Here is a 17,490-nt window from a genome sequence, read left to right on the forward strand (position 1 = left end):
AATGGCGGGCATGCCTCCAGTACACCTCATCCTTGGCGACGATGAATTCCTCACCGAACGCGCCCGCCTGCACATCCAGCGCGCCGCGGCCGAGGAGAGCGGATCTACCGGTGCCCGCCCCGAGCTGACCAAGCTCAAAGCCTCCGAGGTCTCTGAGGGCGAGATCCTCGAGGCCACCAGCCCATCGCTGTTTGGCGATAACCGCGTCATCGTCATCAGCGACTGCGAGCGCGCCGGCAAAGAAGTAGTCGATATCCTTCTGCGCGCCTGCGCCAATCCCGCGCCGGGCATGACCATGGTCATTATCTACTCCGTGACGGCCAAGACGCTGAAGAAAAAGAAGAAGCAGCCCGAGCTCGTGGCCAAGCTGCGCAAGATTGCGGAGGTCCACGAGGTCTTTTCGCTTTACCCCAATGAACTGGGGCAGTGGGCCACCCGCGAATTTTCCAGTCATGGTGTGCGCCCGACCCCGGACGTTATCCATGCCGTGCTCGAGGGCGTGGGCTCTGACCTGCGCGAGCTGGCCTCAGCCATCTCTCAGTTGGTCTCCGATACCGGCGGCAACGTTACCCGCGAAGCGGTGCAAAACTACTACGTCGGCGTGGCCGAGGTGGCCAATTGGGACATTGCCGACGCCGCCGTCGCCGGCCGCGTCGAAGCCGCCGTATCCACCTGCCGCCGCGCCCTCCAGCTGGGCGCGAGCCCCGTGGCGATTGCCGCCGCGTTGGCCAATAAGGTCGGCGCCGTCGCCCGCCTCTACTCCGCGCGCGGGGACCAATACTCGCTGGCGAGCCAAACCGGCCTGGCGCCCTACGTGGTCAAAATGACCCAGCCCGTGGCCCGCCGCTGGTCCGCCGATAATGTCACCAAGGCCGTCATCCTTGTCTCCGAGCTCGATGCCGCCGTCAAAGGCCAAGGCGGTGAGCCCGAATTCGCCATAGAGGCGGCCGTCAAACGCGTCGCGGAACTGGCGCGATAAGCTAGAAACCATGTCTGAGACGCAAGTGCAAGAATTCGCCGGTCGACTCTTCGACATGGCGCGCGAGGGCAACCTGGACCTCCTCGCCTATATCGACCACGGCGTAAATATCGACCTCGTTAACCACGAAGGCCAGTCCTTTATCATGCTCGCCGCCTATCACGGCCACGCCGAGCTGGTTACCGCACTTGCCCGCGCCGGCGCGGACGTCAACCTGCTCAATGATCGCGGCCAGTCCCCGCTGGCCGGTGCCATCTTCAAGAAGGAAGACGCGGTTGTCGACGCCCTCCTTTCCGCCCACGCCGACCCCACCGCCGGCCAGCCCTCCGCGCTGGATTCCGCCCGCCTGTTCGGCCACGAGGACCTCGTCCCGCGCCTCGAAAGCGAGGCGGGGGAGTGACCTGGACATCCTTTTTCACCCTCTTGCTGATGAACCTGGTGGGCGTCGCCTCGCCGGGGCCGGACATCATTTTGGTAACCCGCTACGCCACCCGCTCGCGCCGCCACGCCATCGCCGCGGCCGCTGGCATCCAGATCGGCGTGCTCTTTTGGTGCGCCGCCACCGTCTTTGGCGCCGCCGCGCTGCTGACCGCCTTCCCGGAAATCCTCGGCGCGGTCCAAGCCATCGGCGGCTGCTTCCTAGTGTTTATGGGAACGCGCGCGCTGCGCAGCGGCATCGCCCAGCGCGCCAACCCGCCCGTGGACTTAGAAGACGCCGCTGCCCAGCTCGGCCGCCTGCGCACCGCCTTCAAGGTCGGCCTGGCCACGAATATGTCCAACCCGAAAATCGTGCTCTTCCTCGCCGCGATGATCGCCCCGCTGCTCCCGGCTAGCCCACCCGTCTGGCTGGCGATTGCGCTGACACTCTCGCTCTCGCTGTCGGCCTTCCTCTTCTTCCTCGTCGTCGCCACGGTAATTTCCACCAACGCGGTGCGCCGCAAACTCATCGCCGCCGGCCCGTGGATCGACATCGGCTCTGGCCTCTTCTTCATCATCGCCGGCATCGTCCTCATCATCTCCGGCGGGCAGAACCTGCTGGCTTAAAACAGGCGCGGCGTACCCTCAGCTACCGTGTCCAGCACCCACTGGGTCCAGCGAGCGACGGTGGAGGCGCGCCGCCGGGACGTCGCCAAGCTCAGCCCCAGCCCCTCCATGGCCGCACAAATCTCCGCGGTGCTAGCCACCGCGCCGCGGGCCAAGCTGAGCTCCAGCACCTCGCGGAAAACCCGCCGCGCCGCCAGCGCCCGTATGAGCGCCGCATTCCGGGCGTCGCGCTGCGGTTGCTCGATAACCCGCCGCCCGTGCTCCGTCGGCTCCCACGCTTCCTCCACCGGCTCCGCCAGGCCCAGGTAGCGCGCGGCGTTGGCATAATAATCCGCCTGGCGCGGGTCGAAATCATAGCGCTGGGTAATCTCCGCCTTGCTTAGCGGCTGCAGGGCGATGAGCTCCAGCAGGTTGACCACCCGCTCAAAGCTATTGGCCTGGGGGAAGGGCACGGCCGGCTCGGGATCGGGCTCCACCGCCCGCACAATGTCGAGCGCCGCCTGCGCGTCCAGGGTCGAGGCGGACAGCGCGTAGCGGGCACTATCAACCAGCGCAATGCTGCGAAAATCCGCCGGGTCCCGAAATTCATAGCGGTACAGGTGGAAAATACCATTGGAATACACCAGGTAAACCGGCACGACATCCTTGGCCAGGCGCTGCTGGAACCGGCGATACGGAAAATATAGCTGCCGGATATTGAAATCGTCCGAAAGGTGGTTCTTCGCCTCCACCAGCACCAGGTGCTCGAGCGATTCAAAGCCGCCGTCGATCTCCATCTGCGCGCGGTCCACCGCCACATCCACGCCCAAGTCCGGCAGCCGCACCTTAAGCCCGCGCGTGGACATGCGCCCGGCCACCGTCGCCTGCAATGGCCCGCACCCCAGGAAGTCCTCTAGCATCCCGCTTGCCGACGCCCCATTTAACGCCACCGCCTCCGAGCTCACCCCCTCCAACGAGAGGGTGTCCAGCCCCGCGGGCAACTCCAGCGTGCGTACCTCGCCGCGCTGCGTTTCTGGAAACCGTTCGTAGAGGTTGAACCGGCCCACCAGGTATTCGCTGCGGCTGACCGGTACGATTCCCAGCTGGAGGCGCTGAAAGATCCACGGCCGCGACGTAGAAAAATCATGCTTGGCCATCAGCCGCGGCTGCCGGCCCGAAAGCCGTTCTAGCTCCCGCGCGCCGATATAGAAATACCCGCGCCGCTCCAGCTCCGCGTCGTATCCCGCCGCCAGGATGCGCAGCCACCCCCAGTCATTGACGCCGAGCTTCACCGACTCCGGCACACCAAAGCGCGCCCGCAGCTCCCGCGCTTCCGGCCCGCTAGTCACCGCGGACCTCGTAGTTGCGCACCAGGACCTCGTCGACCTTGCCGCGTTTCGAGCCAACGGAGTTAATCGCCCGCGTCGCGCCCACGATGCCTACTTCATAGTCCGCATAGAGCTCGCGGATGAACTCGGTAGCCGAATTAGACAACAGGAACTTCACCCCGCGCCTATCCAAGTCATCGCAGACCTCTTTGAGGCGCTCTTGCTCCGCACGGTCAAAGCCGCCCTTTTGGTAGCCGGTAAACGAACTCGTCACGTTCACCGGGTCATAGGGCGGGTCAAAGTAGACAAAGTCGCCCTCGCGCGCCTCTGCTACCGCCGCGGCGAAATCGCCCTGCGAGAAGGTCACATCATTGTCCGCAAAATAGCGGTGCACCGCGCGCAGCGTGTCCTCATCGCAGATGGTGGGATTCTTATAACGCCCAAACGGGGCATTAAATTGGCCGGCCGCGTTCACGCGGTACAGGCCGTTATAGCAGGTGCGATTCAGATACAACGTTCGCGCGGCGCGCTCGACGGGGGAGAGGGCGGCAAACTTGTGGGCATCCCGATCCACTGCGCGCAGCGCATAGAAAAACTCTGCTTCATTGGGGTAGCCCGCGAGTTCCTCAATGAGCTCATCGACGCCGCCGCGCACCACCTCATAGAGGTTGATGAGCTCACTATTGAGATCGTTGACCCGTGCGCTGGCCGGTTCGAGAGAGAAAAGCACCGCGCCGCCACCGATGAAGGGTTCATAAAATCGCCGCGGGGTCTCCGCCGGCAGGGCGGCGTGGATATGCGGCAAGAGCTGGCGCTTCCCGCCCGCCCATTTCACCAGTGGCTTAACGTTTTTCATCGTTGACTCATCTTAGCCGCCCCACCGGACACGAGCACCATCGGGCTTTCGAACGCACGAGCGGATAAGATGTGGGACCGGCCGCGCGAGCGTGGCGGCCTGGTTGTCCAACGTCACAGTTTTCCTGATTAGTGCCATGACGGGCGCAAACTCGCCGCCGCGCAGGCGGGGAATTCCCGCGAAGCGCATGGTGGTTTCCCTGACCGAATATAAGGTAATAAAATCGCCCCAAAATCCCTTAGTTTGTAGGCAAAATAGAATTTCCTCACAATTCCTTAGGGAGAAAGAAAAGATACTGAAGCTTAAAGGGCGTCGGGACAGAAAGGGGCATTTATGCCGCGTATATCAAAAATCCGAGTCGCTGCGCTCAACCTCGTCATCGAGAGAGGTTATGACGGGTTCACCATGGAGGAACTCGCACGCGAGGTAGGCGTTTCCCGCCGTACCCTCTTTAATCACATAAAAGACAAAGAATCGGCAGTTTTAGGCCCCGAAATGTCAGAGGAAGTGGAGAACCAGTTCCAGAATTTCGCTGCCGGCCTGCCCACCGGAAGCCTGCGCGAAGATTCCGAAATCATGGCCATGGCCGAATTCAACCGTGCCGTAGGCAATGAGTTCTTCCCCGAAATTTCCCAGCTCACGGCCCAGGCACTGGCAAAGGACACGAAGCTGCGCGCCCTGTACTGCCAGCGCAATAGCCGCATCATTCAGCGCGTCCGCCAGGCGGTACAGGCCCGTGAGGGTTGGAAGTCCTCCGATCCGCGCCTCACGCCGACCGTCAACATTATCTACACCCAGTTGCTGACCGCCTATGAGACCTTTGTGGAAACCCGTGGCGGCACTTCGCTTGCCGACGCCTTCCACAACGCCGGCGCCATCTTCGAAGACTACTTCAACGACGAACTGGCCTAAGCGCCCCGCCTAAGTCTCACCGGCCCTGCCTGCCGGTTCCGCCGCCCAAAATAAGCTAAGAAAATCCCCCGGGCGCGCTCCGTAGAGCGCGACCGGGGGATAATCTGTGCAATGGCTCTTAGTCCATCTTGTTGAACGCGGAAGCCATGCCGGACTTCTTGTTGGCTGCGGTGTTGCGGTGGAAGACACCCTTGGACACGGACTTGTCCAGGGCGCGGGATGCCACGCGCAGCTGCTTCTCAGCAGCAGCCTTGTCGCCAGCGGCAACGGTCTCGCGGAACTTGCGGATCTCGGTACGGACGGCGGAGCGAACGGACTTGTTACGCTGACGTGCCTTCTCGTTGGTGATAACGCGCTTCTGCTTGGACTTGATATTTGCCATGAAAAATACCTCTTAGTAATCGAAAGTGATTGACGTAGAAACCGACCTACTCGGACTACTCCCGCGGCCAGCAATTACTGGCGCGCTCGGCGCTGGTATTCGAAGAGCGAACCCAAGGTCCTGCCCGCCCCGACCAACGCGCCCGGCAAGTAAGTAACCAACACACAATAGCAGTACCGAACCCGACCTGCCAAAACTCTCCCCGTGGCCGCCGGCCGCGCGGCGGCTAGGCCCAGTGGTAGCGCGCCCGCAACCTATTCGCGATTCGTTCGAATCTGCGTTCCGGGAAAAGCGTGCCTTGCCGGCGCACCTGCTCCTCGGATACCTCGAGCAGGCGGTCGAGGCGCACCCAACAATCGCACCCGGATTCGTCCCACTCGCCGGAACCGATTTCCAGCCAGGCGTCGTCAAGCGCGTGCTTTGGGTTGGGGGAGATGAGCAAACCCATCACCGTGGTGCGGGTGCGGCCGACGACCAAAATGGCGCGCTCGCGCGGTGGCGCCTGCTTGCCTTCGGCCGGCACCCACACCCAGACCACCTCGCCGGAATCGGCCTGGCCGTCCATATCGGGGGTGAAAAATATGGACCGGGGGTGGGAGGCAGTGGCCTCTACCTGGATATCGGCGGCCTTTCGCGGCTCGTGGAACTCATCCGACCTATCCAGCCCCAACCGGGAATTAATGCGGCTCAGGCCGGTGTCTATCGGCTCGCGCTCGCTGATTCCCAGCGCTTGGCGCAGACGGGTGAGCATGGCGCTTTTCATGTCGACTATTGTAGACGTATGTCTGAAAACTTTGCGGCCACGACGTTTACGGATCCCGCCCGAATCCGAAACTTCTGCATTATTGCTCACATCGACCACGGCAAGTCGACGCTGGCGGACCGCATCCTGCAGCTATCCAAGGTGGTTGCGGAGCGCGATATGCGTGACCAGTTCCTCGATAATATGGACATCGAGCGCGAACGCGGCATCACCATTAAGGCGCAGAACGTGCGCCTGCCGTGGGTGCCCCAGTCCGGCACCGCGCAGGGGGAGCAGATTGTCATGCAGATGATCGACACCCCCGGCCACGTGGACTTTACTTACGAGGTCTCCCGCGCGCTCGAGGCGTGTGAGGGCGCTATCCTGCTTGTCGACGCCGCCCAGGGCATCGAAGCCCAAACCCTCGCCAACCTCTACCTGGCGATGGAAAACGACCTGGAAATCATCCCGGTCCTCAATAAAATCGACCTGCCGGCCGCCGACCCGGAAAAATACGCGCTGGAAATCGCCAATATCATCGGCTGCGAGCCGGAAGAGGTGCTGCGCGTGTCGGGCAAGACCGGCGAGGGCGTCGTCGAGCTGCTGGACAAAGTCTGCGAGCTAGTTCCGCCTCCGTCTTCTGAGTTCGACGCCGATGCGCCGGCCCGCGCCATGATTTTTGACTCGGTCTATGACACCTACCGCGGCGTGGTGACCTATATCCGCATGGTGGACGGCAAGCTCACCCCGCGCCAGAAGGTCACCATGATGTCGACCAACGCCAACCATGAGCTGCTGGAAATCGGCATCGTCTCGCCCACGATGCAAAAGTGCGAGGGCTTAGGGCCCGGCGAGGTGGGCTACCTCATCACCGGCGTAAAGGACGTCCGCGAGACCAAGGTGGGCGATACCGTCACCTGGTCCAACGGTGGCGCCGAAACCCCACTCAAGGGCTACAAGGACCCGGACCCGATGGTCTACTCCGGCCTTTTCCCCATTTCCCAGGCCGATTTCCCGGACCTGCGCGATGCCCTGGAAAAGCTGCAGCTTAACGACGCCTCCTTAACCTTCGAGCCCGAAACCTCCGTCGCCCTCGGCTTTGGTTTCCGCTGCGGCTTCTTGGGTTTGTTGCATATGGAAATTACCCGCGACCGCTTGGAGCGCGAGTTCGGCCTCGACCTGATTTCCACCGCGCCTTCGGTGACCTACCGCGTGGTGGCTGAAGACGGCGAGGAAAAGTGGGTCCATAACCCGTCTGACTGGCCGGAAGGAAAGCTTAACGAGGTCTATGAGCCCGTGGTGAAGATGACCGTCATCGTGCCCGAGCAATTCGTCGGCCCCACCATGGAGCTGTGTCAGTCCAAGCGCGGCCAGATGGGCGGCATGGATTACCTTTCCGAGGACCGCGTGGAGCTGCGCTACACCATGCCGCTCGGCGAAATCATCTTCGACTTCTTCGATATGCTCAAGTCCCGCACCAAGGGCTACGCTTCGCTGAACTATGAGGAGGCCGGCGAGCAGCTCGCGGACTTGGTAAAGGTCGACATTTTGCTCAACGGTGACCCGGTCGACGCCTTTTCTGCCATCGTTCACCGCGATTCTGCCCAGTGGTACGGCAATAAGATGACTAAGAAGCTCAAGGAGCTCATCCCGCGTCAGCAGTTCGAGGTGCCCGTCCAGGCGGCCATCGGCTCGAAGATCATCGCTCGCGAAAACATCCGCGCTATGCGCAAGGACGTGCTGGCTAAGTGCTACGGCGGCGATATCTCCCGTAAGCGCAAGCTGCTGGAGAAGCAGAAGGCCGGTAAGAAGCGCATGAAGACGCTGGGCTCCGTCTCGGTGCCGCAGGAGGCCTTCGTGGCCGCGCTGTCTACCGACGCCGACGATTAATCCACCCAAGCACGCCGAACCCACCTCGCAGCCGCGCCTTGGTTGCGAGGTCGAGTCCAGCGGTAGTCTTCTGCGGCAGGCTTGAGCGCCCACGCCGCACCCACGCCGCGCCCGGCCCGTACGGTCGGTTTACTGTGGTCGGTTTCCGCGGCCGGGATACGCGGTTGGGATACGTGGTAGGACTGGGGCTTTAGGCGAGTAGCTAGGTTGAATCGGCCCAGGGCGGGACCCAGACTATTCGGCCCTGCCGGCGCTCCAGCCGGCCGCGCACCGGCGGCGCGTGCGGATCGTCGTCGTTGACGCCGTTGTGATACGGGCACGCCACGCTGAGGTTCGCCATATTGGTCTCGCCGCCGTGTTTCCACGCCTGCAGGTGGTGGATTTGGCACTTATCCGCCGGATAGTTGCACTCGGCCCACGGGCAGGTGGGGTTTTCCGCACCTGCCATGAGCCGCTGCTTATCTGAGGCATGCCGCGAGGTGCGATACAGGTTCACCGCCCCCTCATAAGGATGGACTAGGGTGACGAGCCCGCATTCGGCAAGGCGCTTTTCTACCAGCTTCGCGCCGCTGATTTCGGCGCCATTGGTCAACCGCAGCGTGATTTCCTCGCCTCCGCCGCTTAAGATTTCATCCAATTCATCGAGCTGGATGATGATATTCGTTGTCGCCGCAGGCCGCGCCGTAGCTCCGCCGCGGAAGAAGATATTCTCCACGGAATCGAGCGGCTTCTCCTCGTTGATGCTGGCGTGCAGGTCAGCAATGAAATCGGAATCACCGGTAATCGAAAGCGTCGACGGCCCTCCCTTGCGCCGCGTCATCCGCACACCTTTTTCCGGTTGCTTTCGCGGATAAAGCTCCTTCAACCGCGTGCGCGCGAGCCGCTCCACGTCCTGGTCGGTCGCGCATAATTCAGCGCGCAGCGCCCACGCATCCCGCTTGGATTTCGTGCGCGAGACGTACTTTTCGATGATCTTCAACGTCGCCAAGCAATGCTTGGTCGCCCGGCACGAGCGCTGCCGGCGGGTGAAGGGGGTGGGGCCAAAGTAGACGTCGGCAAGCGCAAGCAGGCTCCGGGCCTCCTGCCGAGGAAGCCCCAGCCGCCGCAGGTCGGCCTCGCGCGCGCCAGAGACCTCGCCGAGAAGCTCCATCGGCGAGGCAAGTTGGCGGGCGTAGTCCTGCAAGCGGGTCATGCCGGTGAGCCTAAGGCACCCCGCAAGCCCGCGGTAGCCCACCCGCGCCCGCCTGTGGATAACTCGCCCCACCCGTCACACCAACCCCGAACCCGCCGGGCGCCCTGTGGATAACCTGCGGTACCCTCGAATAGGAAAGCGAGAAAAGGAGCTCCCCATGACTGACCCGACCAAGCGAATTCGCCCCACCAACCCCGGCCGCCTGGCAGCCCCGCGCCAGGCCCAGCAGCTGCCGCCCCTGCCGGTGACGCGGGCGCGCATTGGCGAGCGGGTAGCCACCGAGGTATTCCAGGAAATGGGCGAGGACATGCTCGAGGAGCTGCAGAACTTCCGCCGCGACCTGCACCGCAACCCGGAAATCGGCCTGGACTTGCCGCGCACGCAGAAAAAGGTTCTAGAAGCGCTGGAAGGCTTGCCGCTGGAGATTCACGTAGGCCAGGATTTGAGCTCGGTGGTGGCTGTGCTGCGCGGCGGCCAGCGCGGCGAGCGGCCGGTGTCGGTGCTTTTGCGCGCGGATATGGACGCCTTGGAGGTGCGCGAGCAGACCGGTAGCCCGTTTGCGTCGACGAATGGCTATATGCACGCCTGTGGCCATGACCTGCACACGGCCGGCCTGGTGGGCGCGGCGCGGATTCTGTGCGAGCACCGCGAGGAGCTGCACGGCGATGTCACTTTCATGTTCCAGCCCGGCGAGGAAGGCCCAGGCGGCGCGCTGCCGATGATTGAGGAAGGCGTGCTCGACGCCGCTGGCCGACGCCCCATTGCCGCCTACGGCCTGCACGTCGGCCCTCAAGACCGCGGCACCTTCCACTATGTGCCAGGCCCGATGATGGCCAGCTCCTCCAACTTGACCATTACGGTGCTGGGCAAGGGCGGGCACGGCTCCCGCCCGCACGATGCCATCGACCCGGTGGCGGCGCTGGCGGAGATTCAGATGTCGCTGCAGACCGCGCTGACCCGCCGTTTTGATGCGCTGGAGCCCATCGTGATTACCGTGACCAACTTGTGGGCGGGCGACGGCGCCTATAACGCCATCCCGGAGCGTGCGGCCTTGGGTGCTACGGTGCGCGTGCTGCGCGATGAAAAGATCGACGCCGTGCGGCAGATGATTACGGAGGTCTCCAGCTCCGTCGCTGCCTCGCACCGCTGCACCGCGCAGGTGGATTTCGAGATTTTGTACCCGACCACCAAGACCAATGCGCGCGAGAACCAATTCGCCGCCACCTTGTGGGGCCAGATGTTTGGCGCCGAGAACGTCCAGCCTTTCGACGCCCCGATGATGGCCTCCGAGGACTTCGGCTACGTCCTCTCCCAGGTGCCGGGCACGTTTATGTGGATGGGCACGGCGAATCCGGAAAAGCCCGAAAATCAGCGCGAGTGGAATCACTCGCCGATGATGCGCTTTGATGATTCCGTACTCGGCATGCAGTCCGCGGCGCTGGCGGCCGTGGCGTTTGAGCGCCTGGCTACCGAGAACGAGCATCCGTCCGCGCAGACGAAGGCCATGCGCGATGCGGCCGGGGTGCAGAAATAAATCATCCCTAGGGACTATGGCCGCGGGCTTAAGCTTGGGGCCATGGTCAGAACGAAGTGGAGTACGGCGGGCATTGTTGCCGCCTGCGCGGTGGCGAATTGGCTCGTCGGCATGGTGCTGATGAACCTCGATATTGAGGAGTACTCGCCGACATTTGAGGAGTACGGGCCCTATATCTGCACCGGGTTTGCGGTGGGCGTGCTGGGTATTATCGCCCTGCCCTTTGCGTTGGAGCACCAACCGCGCGAGCTTTCCGACGTCGACTATGCCGGCTCCACCCGCAGCTTCATCGCCGGTTGCATCGTGCTGCTGGGGTCCGGCTCCTATTTTGGTGCGGCTAGTGGAGTCGTGGCTTTCATTTCCTTGGTCTCGCGCCGTTCGACCTCGCGCTCGGTGGCCGCGGTGGCATGCTTTGTACTGGCGTTTGCGATAGATACTAGCTTCAACCCGTACCTAAGCTGGGACGAGATCGGATGGGTTGGGGCCATCTTCGTCGTGGTCGTGATGGTCGCGGGCTTGCTGGTAGGCCAAAAGCGCGGCAACCAGCGCGAAAAGCGGTGGCGCGTGGAGCAGCAAGCCCGGATGAACCGAGAAGAGATGCGCGCCAAGGTGGAACATGCAAGGCGAGAGGAGCGCGAGAGCATCGCGCGGGATATGCACGATTCGCTTTCGCATCGGTTGAGCCTTGTGGCTATTCATGCGGGAGCGCTGAGCTATCCGCGCGAGGGTGTGCCGGAGGAGTTTACGGAGGCTGCGCGAACCATCCGCGCTGAAGCCCAAAACGCGGTGGAAGATTTGCGCACCGTCTTAAGCGCCTTGCGCGAAGACCTTTCCCAGGACCCGCGCACCGGTGTAGAGGAGCTGGTCGCGAGCGCGCGGGAGGCCGGCGCAGAGGTAACGGTGGCCTACGCGGACGGTACCGACCCGGACGTTTTCGCCGGACTATCCACGATGGCACAGCATGCCGTGCATCGGGCAATACAAGAGGGCCTGACGAACGCCCGCAAGCACGCGCCCGGTCAGCCGGTAAGTATCACGGTGCGCGAGGCAGCCGGCGCGGTAGACATCGAGATGCGCAATCCGACGCCCTGCAATGACTCAGGAGCCGACGCGAACGGTGTCGAGGGAGGTGCAGGTGGCTACGGTCTAGTGGGACTGCGCGAGCGTGTGGAGCTTTCCGGCGGGCGCATGAGCATCGTGGCTAACCAGGAAATCCCAGAAGGAAAGGGAGGCGAGGAATTCGGATGGAGTATCCAGCTACCGCTAGCGCACAAGGAGGCCACACGATGAGCGAGATGAGCTGGCAACTGCGCCATCCCGAATACGGGCTCATGCGCATCGACCTAGAAGAAACCACGGCCCGCGAGGGGTGGACGGGAAAGTACTTAGACTTTAAGCGCAGTCTTTTTACCTCCACCGTCAACGGAACCTCGCGCAAGCTCAGCTATACCGATACCGATGACTCGGCCTATAGCCTGGAATTCCTGCGCGGGCACAGCGACGATAACGCGCCCAAAGACGCAGACCGCATCGAGCTGGTGGAGCGCCGCGGTTATGTCGTGCCGGAGTTTCGCGGGCAAGGCGCGAGGGTGCTGTTTGCGGCGGTGGGGAAGCCGGACGTCGATAAGCGGCTGCATCGGGTAAGCCTATGGACGTTGCTCCTGCAGGCTGCGCTGACATTCATCGCGGCCACACTAGTCATCGAATTTTTCCCCAAATTCTTCGAAAAGCTAAACGATATTCTCGTGCCCTCGTTCCTCAATGGCGTAGTGGCGGGCCACGCGGGAATCGTGCCCGTAGCGCTGGCGGCAGTGGTAGCGGTTACTGTGGCTTATACGCCCGTCGCATCGCAGTTGTGGCGCGCGCGGTGGAATCAACCAGTAGGAAAGGGAGCATGATGGCCGATGCCCTGCGCGTAGTGCTCGTTGATGACGAGGAACTTGTCCGCAGCGGCCTGCGTCTGCTGCTATCCAACGCGCCCGATATCGAGGTCGTGGCCGAGGCGAGCAATGGCCGGGACGCGGTGGCTACGGTGCTCGACGCGCAGCCCGATGTGGTGCTGATGGATATTCGCATGCCGGTCATGGATGGCATCGCGGCCGTGGAGAAGATTCTGTCCGTTCACGCAGTGCCGATCATCATGCTCACGGCCTTCGATACCGATTCCTTCATCCTGCGGGCTCTGCGTGCCGGGGCGGCTGGGTTCCTGCTGAAGTCGACGCCGCCGGAATCGCTCATGGCGGCCGTGCGTGCGGCCGCGGCGGGGCAGCCGTTGTTGAGCCCGCAGGTCGTCGACAAGCTGGTAAGCATGCAGGGGCCCGCGCTTGACGACGCCCATTCGCACCACACCCGCACCGCCCGCAACCGCCTAGGCGCGCTTAGCTCTCGCGAGCGAGAAATCGCCGAGCTGGTGGCGCAGGGCTTGAATAACCAGGAGATTGCCGACCGGCTCGTGGTGTCCATGGCCACGGTGAAATCGCATATGCAGCATATTCTGAAAAAGATCGGCGGTACCAGCCGCGTGCACATCGCCATTATGGTCTTAGAGGCGCGTGGCTGAGGACGGAGAATCCTCCCTGCGGGGGATACCGCAGGTGCGGCGGGTCGGCTTAGACTGGTGCGCGTTATGAAGTTGTTCCGAAAATCCGAGGCGTTGCTTAAGCGCCCGCTGTGGCAGAAAATTCTCATCGCAGTAAGCGTTGTCGTCGGCGACGTGCTGGTCTCGTTGATGCGACTAGCGGATACTGATGCCTCAGTAAATCGCATGCTTGTTACGGCCGCGGTGATGGTCGGCACCTGGATGCTTCTGCCTTTCGCCTTGCGCCATGCCGCCCGAGAGCGTGACCCGCGCAGCACGCAGCCCGGCCCGCGCAGTGCGTTGGTAGCCGCAACCATTATTTCGGCGACGGTGACGATTGCTGAGTACCGTCCTTCGGTAATGATAGCGGCGTTTTCTGCGGCCTCGCGCCGCAGCCGGTTGTGGATCGCGCTGGTATGCACGGCCATGGTGGCCTCGAAACTAGTCGACACTGATTTTTCCGGTGCTAAAGGTGCAAATATTCCGTTTCAGATGGGTTATTACGGCAGCCCGCTTATCCCGGCGCTGGTCGTACTGGTTGTTGGGCTGGTTCGCTCGAACCAGAAGGAGCGCACGATTGCGCTGCAGGCGCAGGCGGAGCTCACGCACGAGGAAATGGCCACGCGGGAGAATTTTGCGCGGCAGGAAGAGCGCGACCGGATCGCGCGGGATATGCACGATACACTCTCGCATCGGCTGAGCATGATTGCGGTCTACGCCGGCGGGTTGGCCTACCGCAAAGACCTAGATCCGGAAGAGACGCGGAAGTCCGCGCGCACGATTCGCGATGAAGCCGAGGCCGCCGTGGGGGATCTGCGTGAGGCGCTGCACTCGCTGCGCAGCGAGGGGCGCATCGATCCGCGCGAGGGCGTGGAATCGCTGGTGGACCGCTCCCGCCAGGCGGGCATGGAGGTGGAAGTGCGCTACCAGGCGGGCGCGGGGCCGCAATCGCTGGAGGAGCTGAGCACCATGGCTGGCCACGCGCTCAATCGCGCGGTCCAGGAGGGCTTGACCAACGCCCGCAAGCACGCGCCGGGCGAGCCGGTCACCATCACCATCGCCGCGCTTGCCGACGCCCTCTTAATCACCATGTCCAACCCCACCGCCCAGGCCAAAGAAAAGGGGAGTGGGAACAGTGGCGGGTACGGGATCGTCGGCATGCGCGAGCGCGCTAGCGTGGTGGGCGGATCATTACAGGTACAGGACGGGGAAGACAGCTTCTCGTGGACGCTGCGCCTGCCAAGGAAGGAAGAAAAGTGAGTGAAATTCGGGTGGTGCTTGTCGACGATGAGCCGCTGCTGCGCCACGGCCTGCGCATGATCTTGGAAGGCGCGCCGGGCATTAGCATCATTGGCGAGGCCGGCAACGGCAAGGAAGGCATCGAACTTATCCTGGCCGAGGAACCGGACGTGGTGCTGATGGATATTCGCATGCCGGTCATGGACGGCATCGAGGCGACAGCGCAGCTGCATTCGCTCGCCGGCGCGCGCGATATCCCGGTGGTGATGCTCACCGCCTTTGATACCGACGAATTCATCCTGCACGCCCTGCGCGCAGGGGCGGTGGGCTTTTTGTTGAAGACGACGGCGCCGGAGGCGCTGGTGGCGTCGGTAAGAGCGGCGGCTCAAGGCCAGCAGCAGCTCAGCCCGAAGGTGTTAGAAAACCTGGTGGGGCTGGCGGCCACACCGCCGCAGCCGGAGCAGGAGATGATTCAGCCCAGCGGGCTGGCCGAGCTGAGCGAGCGCGAAAATGAAATCGCCCAGCTGGTGGCCCAAGGACTGAGCAACGCCGAGATTGCCGAGCAGCTATTCATCTCCCTGACCACGGTCAAGACGCACATGAAGCACATCCTGGCCAAGATTGATGGCACCAACCGGGTGCACATCGCGATTGCGGTGCTCGGTGGCTAGTCGCGGCTGGGCTGGGCCGCTAGGGCCGGCGGAAAATGGCGGAGGCTAGGCCCACCAGCGCGATGACGCCGACGATAAGGGACGCCACCGGCCAGTACTGCGGGAAGTACTTGAGCGTGTAGCCGAATACTTGGCCGTCATCGAACTGCTGCCATAGCGCGAAGGGCATCCACCACAGCTTGCTCAGCGCCAGGAACGCTCCCACCAGGCCGGTGGCAACCCGCGCGCCCCCGCGCAGGAAGAAGCTCGCCGCAACCAGCAGTACGCCCGCAATGGTCAGGGCGAACAGGAGGGGAGTTTCGGTGCCCAGCGGAGAGCCGCGCAGCAGGAACTCGTGGTCGATTGCGTGTTGTTCGATGAGGGTATATCCATCGAGTACTACGTCATCTGGGATTCCCATAGGTTAATTCTCCTTAATCGTGCCCGGAGCGGCTGGGGCGCCTGAGGTGGCATAGGAAAGACCGACCGAAACGCGGAAATCTGCCACCCTAGAACCGGGTTGTACGTCAATTATAGACAATTCTGTCTTAGGTGTCGTAGGCTGAAGCCCTTAACTCGAAAAAGGAGAAATAGTGATTATTACCGGACTTCTCACTGGCATCGTCTTCGGCGCCGTGCTGCAGCGCGGGCGCTTCTGCGTAACCGGTATGCTGCGCGATATTTTCCTCAATAAGACGTGGCGCGGCTTTACCGCCCTGCTCATTTTGATTTCGGTGCATGCCTTTGGCCTGACGCTGTTGATTGGCACGGGCGTGCTTTCGCCGGAATTTAGCGATTTCAAGCCGGTAGCCGTCATCGTGGGCGGCTTCATCTTTGGTCTCGGCATCATCTTGTCCGGCGGTTGCGCGTCCGGCACGTGGTACCGCTCGGCCGAGGGCCTGGTCGGCTCGTGGATTGCGCTGCTGTTTTATGGGCTTTCGGCCGCGGCCATGAAGTCCGGCCCGCTGTCCGGTGCCAATGACTGGTTCAAGCAGTGGAGCCTCCCGGTCACCACCATCCACGGCGCGCTGCACATCTCACCGTGGATCCTGGTGGCGGTCCTGTGGGTCGTGACCTTCCTGCTGTGGCGCCACTATCGCGCCAAAGACTCCGGCCGCCCCAAGGTGGACCTGGGTCAGTCGTGGTACGCTAAGCCGCTGAATATGAACGTCGCGGCCGTGCTCGTTGGCATCATTGGCACGGTGGGTTTCGTGCTCTCTGCTGAATCCGGCCGCAACGGCGGCCTCGGCATCACCACACCGACCGCGGACATCGTGCGTTGGGCAGCCACAGGTGATTCCGCGCGCATGAACTGGGGCACCCTGTTGGTCATCGGCCTATTGGTGGGCGCTTTTATCGCCGCGAAGTCCGCCGGTGAGTTCCGCGTGCGTGTCCCGGATGCACAGACCGCGACCCGCGCTATTTGGGGCGGCATCATGATGGGCGTCGGTGCGTCGCTGGCCGGCGGCTGCACCGTGGGAAATGGCATGGTGGAGACCTCCCTGTTTAGCTTCCAGGGCTGGGTATCGCTGTTCTTTATGGCCCTGGGCGTAGGTGTGGGAGCGCGCCTGTGGCTGAAACCCAAGAGTGAGCCGCAGCAGCCGCAGACCTACTCCACCGAGGAATCCGTGGATAACTCGGTGGTCTCCGCCGAGGATAAGGTCCTGCCAAGCTTTGCCACTGCCACCGGGGCGGTAGCGCTCAAAACCAAACCGCAGGCGAAGGACAAGGCCCGCGCGCTGGGCGGCGGACGCTACGCGCTCGATACCCTTGGCGCGGTGTGCCCGTTCCCGCTGATTGAGGCCAAGCAGGTCATGGCGGAGCTGGAGCAGGGCGAGGCGCTGGTTATTGATTTTGACTGCACCCAGGCCACCGAATCCATTCCGCAGTGGGCGGCCGATGAGGGCCACGAGATTCGTGATTTCCAGCGCTCGGGCGATGCTGGTTGGCAGGTCACGGTGGTCAAGGGCGGATAATTACATCATTGTCAGCTACTATGTGGAGGCAGAAGAATCGAGCGTGATTCTTGTGCCTCCATTGTGGTTTGAAAGAAGTTATCGCATGCCCGAGTTTGATGATAATTCCACCGCTGTTGCGGATATTTTGCATGCCTTCGCCGTCTTTGAGCGCGAGGAAGAACACCTGCTGGACGCGGAACTGCGCCTCAATGTCTATGCCAGCTAGG

At 62.8% G+C, this 17,490-nt stretch carries 19 protein-coding genes; 13 read left to right on the forward strand and 6 right to left on the reverse strand.

Annotated elements, in window-relative coordinates:
• The first annotated feature begins 1 nt into the window (after position 1).
• Genes holA through ACKFRY_RS05510 form a run of 3 tightly spaced genes read left to right on the forward strand, consistent with a single transcriptional unit; the run spans position 2 to position 2,023 of the window.
• Positions 2 to 979, forward strand: a complete 978-nt coding sequence (gene holA, locus ACKFRY_RS05500) for a DNA polymerase III subunit delta (protein ID WP_250409413.1) — start codon at positions 2 to 4, stop codon at positions 977 to 979.
• A gap of 10 nt (positions 980 to 989) precedes the next feature.
• Positions 990 to 1,379: an ankyrin repeat domain-containing protein gene (locus ACKFRY_RS05505; protein WP_250409412.1), complete on the forward strand. Its 390-nt coding sequence runs from the start codon at positions 990 to 992 to the stop codon at positions 1,377 to 1,379.
• Positions 1,376 to 2,023, forward strand: coding sequence for a LysE family translocator (locus ACKFRY_RS05510; RefSeq protein ID WP_150851841.1), 648 nt, complete (start codon positions 1,376 to 1,378; stop codon positions 2,021 to 2,023). The genes ACKFRY_RS05505 and ACKFRY_RS05510 overlap by 4 nt, the downstream gene beginning before the upstream one ends.
• On the opposite strand, the gene ACKFRY_RS05515 is transcribed toward ACKFRY_RS05510, so the two are convergent.
• Positions 2,020 to 3,351, reverse strand: a complete 1,332-nt coding sequence (locus ACKFRY_RS05515; RefSeq protein WP_408923354.1) for a type II restriction enzyme — start codon at positions 3,349 to 3,351, stop codon at positions 2,020 to 2,022. The genes ACKFRY_RS05510 and ACKFRY_RS05515 overlap by 4 nt on opposite strands.
• Entirely contained in the window at positions 3,344 to 4,186 is an 843-nt protein-coding gene (locus ACKFRY_RS05520) for a DNA adenine methylase (RefSeq protein ID WP_408923355.1), read from the reverse strand. The genes ACKFRY_RS05515 and ACKFRY_RS05520 overlap by 8 nt, the downstream gene beginning before the upstream one ends.
• A gap of 333 nt (positions 4,187 to 4,519) precedes the next feature.
• Between ACKFRY_RS05520 and ACKFRY_RS05525 the strand changes: the two genes are divergently transcribed.
• Positions 4,520 to 5,098: a TetR/AcrR family transcriptional regulator gene (locus ACKFRY_RS05525; RefSeq protein WP_150851156.1), complete on the forward strand. Its 579-nt coding sequence runs from the start codon at positions 4,520 to 4,522 to the stop codon at positions 5,096 to 5,098.
• Positions 5,099 to 5,216: 118 nt separating this feature from the next.
• Here ACKFRY_RS05525 and rpsT read toward each other — a convergent pair whose 3' ends face one another.
• Together rpsT and ACKFRY_RS05535 are read right to left on the reverse strand one after the other, a co-directional pair.
• Positions 5,217 to 5,480, reverse strand: a complete 264-nt coding sequence (gene rpsT / locus ACKFRY_RS05530; RefSeq protein WP_005324114.1) for a 30S ribosomal protein S20 — start codon at positions 5,478 to 5,480, stop codon at positions 5,217 to 5,219.
• 226 nt (positions 5,481 to 5,706) lie between these two features.
• On the reverse strand, positions 5,707 to 6,243 hold the full coding sequence (locus ACKFRY_RS05535) for a type II toxin-antitoxin system PemK/MazF family toxin (RefSeq protein ID WP_200435326.1): 537 nt from the start codon (positions 6,241 to 6,243) through the stop codon (positions 5,707 to 5,709).
• 18 nt (positions 6,244 to 6,261) lie between these two features.
• Between ACKFRY_RS05535 and lepA the strand changes: the two genes are divergently transcribed.
• Complete coding sequence (gene lepA / locus ACKFRY_RS05540) at positions 6,262 to 8,112, forward strand: translation elongation factor 4 (protein ID WP_005324118.1); 1,851 nt, start codon at positions 6,262 to 6,264, stop codon at positions 8,110 to 8,112.
• 202 nt (positions 8,113 to 8,314) lie between these two features.
• Here the strand turns inward: lepA and ACKFRY_RS05545 are convergent, their stop codons facing one another.
• Entirely contained in the window at positions 8,315 to 9,304 is a 990-nt protein-coding gene (locus tag ACKFRY_RS05545; RefSeq protein ID WP_408923356.1) for an HNH endonuclease signature motif containing protein, read from the reverse strand.
• A gap of 157 nt (positions 9,305 to 9,461) precedes the next feature.
• Here ACKFRY_RS05545 and ACKFRY_RS05550 point away from each other — a divergent pair, with 157 nt between their 5' ends.
• The 6 genes from ACKFRY_RS05550 to ACKFRY_RS05575 all read left to right on the forward strand — a co-directional run bounded on the left by ACKFRY_RS05550 (position 9,462) and on the right by ACKFRY_RS05575 (position 15,326).
• Positions 9,462 to 10,838, forward strand: a complete 1,377-nt coding sequence (locus ACKFRY_RS05550; RefSeq protein ID WP_408923357.1) for a M20 family metallopeptidase — start codon at positions 9,462 to 9,464, stop codon at positions 10,836 to 10,838.
• Between the two features lie 42 nt (positions 10,839 to 10,880).
• Positions 10,881 to 12,128, forward strand: a complete 1,248-nt coding sequence (locus ACKFRY_RS05555) for a sensor histidine kinase (protein ID WP_408923358.1) — start codon at positions 10,881 to 10,883, stop codon at positions 12,126 to 12,128.
• Positions 12,125 to 12,736: a hypothetical protein gene (locus tag ACKFRY_RS05560; protein WP_408923359.1), complete on the forward strand. Its 612-nt coding sequence runs from the start codon at positions 12,125 to 12,127 to the stop codon at positions 12,734 to 12,736. Before ACKFRY_RS05555 ends, ACKFRY_RS05560 begins: the two co-directional genes overlap by 4 nt.
• Positions 12,733 to 13,398, forward strand: coding sequence for a response regulator transcription factor (locus ACKFRY_RS05565; RefSeq protein WP_005324135.1), 666 nt, complete (start codon positions 12,733 to 12,735; stop codon positions 13,396 to 13,398). The genes ACKFRY_RS05560 and ACKFRY_RS05565 overlap by 4 nt, the downstream gene beginning before the upstream one ends.
• 66 nt (positions 13,399 to 13,464) lie before the next feature.
• On the forward strand, positions 13,465 to 14,676 hold the full coding sequence (locus tag ACKFRY_RS05570; protein ID WP_408923360.1) for a sensor histidine kinase: 1,212 nt from the start codon (positions 13,465 to 13,467) through the stop codon (positions 14,674 to 14,676).
• On the forward strand, positions 14,673 to 15,326 hold the full coding sequence (locus ACKFRY_RS05575) for a response regulator (protein WP_408923361.1): 654 nt from the start codon (positions 14,673 to 14,675) through the stop codon (positions 15,324 to 15,326). The genes ACKFRY_RS05570 and ACKFRY_RS05575 overlap by 4 nt, the downstream gene beginning before the upstream one ends.
• A 19-nt stretch (positions 15,327 to 15,345) precedes the next feature.
• On the opposite strand, the gene ACKFRY_RS05580 is transcribed toward ACKFRY_RS05575, so the two are convergent.
• Positions 15,346 to 15,726: a hypothetical protein gene (locus tag ACKFRY_RS05580; protein WP_408923362.1), complete on the reverse strand. Its 381-nt coding sequence runs from the start codon at positions 15,724 to 15,726 to the stop codon at positions 15,346 to 15,348.
• Between the two features lie 172 nt (positions 15,727 to 15,898).
• Here ACKFRY_RS05580 and ACKFRY_RS05585 point away from each other — a divergent pair, with 172 nt between their 5' ends.
• Both ACKFRY_RS05585 and ACKFRY_RS05590 read left to right on the forward strand, forming a co-directional pair.
• Positions 15,899 to 17,281, forward strand: a complete 1,383-nt coding sequence (locus ACKFRY_RS05585) for a YeeE/YedE thiosulfate transporter family protein (RefSeq protein WP_408923363.1) — start codon at positions 15,899 to 15,901, stop codon at positions 17,279 to 17,281.
• A gap of 85 nt (positions 17,282 to 17,366) precedes the next feature.
• A complete protein-coding gene (locus tag ACKFRY_RS05590; protein ID WP_255342548.1) occupies positions 17,367 to 17,489 on the forward strand; it encodes a hypothetical protein in 123 nt (40 codons plus the stop codon).
• Position 17,490 lies beyond the last annotated feature (1 nt).

It is taken from the genome of Corynebacterium tuberculostearicum (assembly GCF_046097255.1).
GTDB classification, from domain to species: Bacteria; Actinomycetota; Actinomycetes; order Mycobacteriales; family Mycobacteriaceae; genus Corynebacterium; species Corynebacterium tuberculostearicum_J.

Excerpts from the sequence above, each read along its gene's own strand:
- ACKFRY_RS05560 (WP_408923359.1), top strand. The coding sequence starts at position 12,125 with ATGAGCGAGATGAGCTGGCAACTGCGCCATCCCGAATACGGGCTCATG.
- ACKFRY_RS05505 (WP_250409412.1), top strand. The coding sequence starts at position 990 with ATGTCTGAGACGCAAGTGCAAGAATTCGCCGGTCGACTCTTCGACATG.
- lepA (WP_005324118.1), top strand. The coding sequence starts at position 6,262 with ATGTCTGAAAACTTTGCGGCCACGACGTTTACGGATCCCGCCCGAATC.
- ACKFRY_RS05545 (WP_408923356.1), bottom strand. The coding sequence starts at position 9,304 with ATGACCCGCTTGCAGGACTACGCCCGCCAACTTGCCTCGCCGATGGAG.
- ACKFRY_RS05535 (WP_200435326.1), bottom strand. The coding sequence starts at position 6,243 with ATGAAAAGCGCCATGCTCACCCGTCTGCGCCAAGCGCTGGGAATCAGC.
- ACKFRY_RS05555 (WP_408923358.1), top strand. The coding sequence starts at position 10,881 with ATGGTCAGAACGAAGTGGAGTACGGCGGGCATTGTTGCCGCCTGCGCG.
- ACKFRY_RS05590 (WP_255342548.1), top strand. The coding sequence starts at position 17,367 with ATGCCCGAGTTTGATGATAATTCCACCGCTGTTGCGGATATTTTGCAT.
- ACKFRY_RS05520 (WP_408923355.1), bottom strand. The coding sequence starts at position 4,186 with ATGAAAAACGTTAAGCCACTGGTGAAATGGGCGGGCGGGAAGCGCCAG.
- ACKFRY_RS05565 (WP_005324135.1), top strand. The coding sequence starts at position 12,733 with ATGATGGCCGATGCCCTGCGCGTAGTGCTCGTTGATGACGAGGAACTT.
- ACKFRY_RS05550 (WP_408923357.1), top strand. The coding sequence starts at position 9,462 with ATGACTGACCCGACCAAGCGAATTCGCCCCACCAACCCCGGCCGCCTG.
- ACKFRY_RS05570 (WP_408923360.1), top strand. The coding sequence starts at position 13,465 with ATGAAGTTGTTCCGAAAATCCGAGGCGTTGCTTAAGCGCCCGCTGTGG.
- ACKFRY_RS05580 (WP_408923362.1), bottom strand. The coding sequence starts at position 15,726 with ATGGGAATCCCAGATGACGTAGTACTCGATGGATATACCCTCATCGAA.
- holA (WP_250409413.1), top strand. The coding sequence starts at position 2 with ATGGCGGGCATGCCTCCAGTACACCTCATCCTTGGCGACGATGAATTC.
- rpsT (WP_005324114.1), bottom strand. The coding sequence starts at position 5,480 with ATGGCAAATATCAAGTCCAAGCAGAAGCGCGTTATCACCAACGAGAAG.
- ACKFRY_RS05525 (WP_150851156.1), top strand. The coding sequence starts at position 4,520 with ATGCCGCGTATATCAAAAATCCGAGTCGCTGCGCTCAACCTCGTCATC.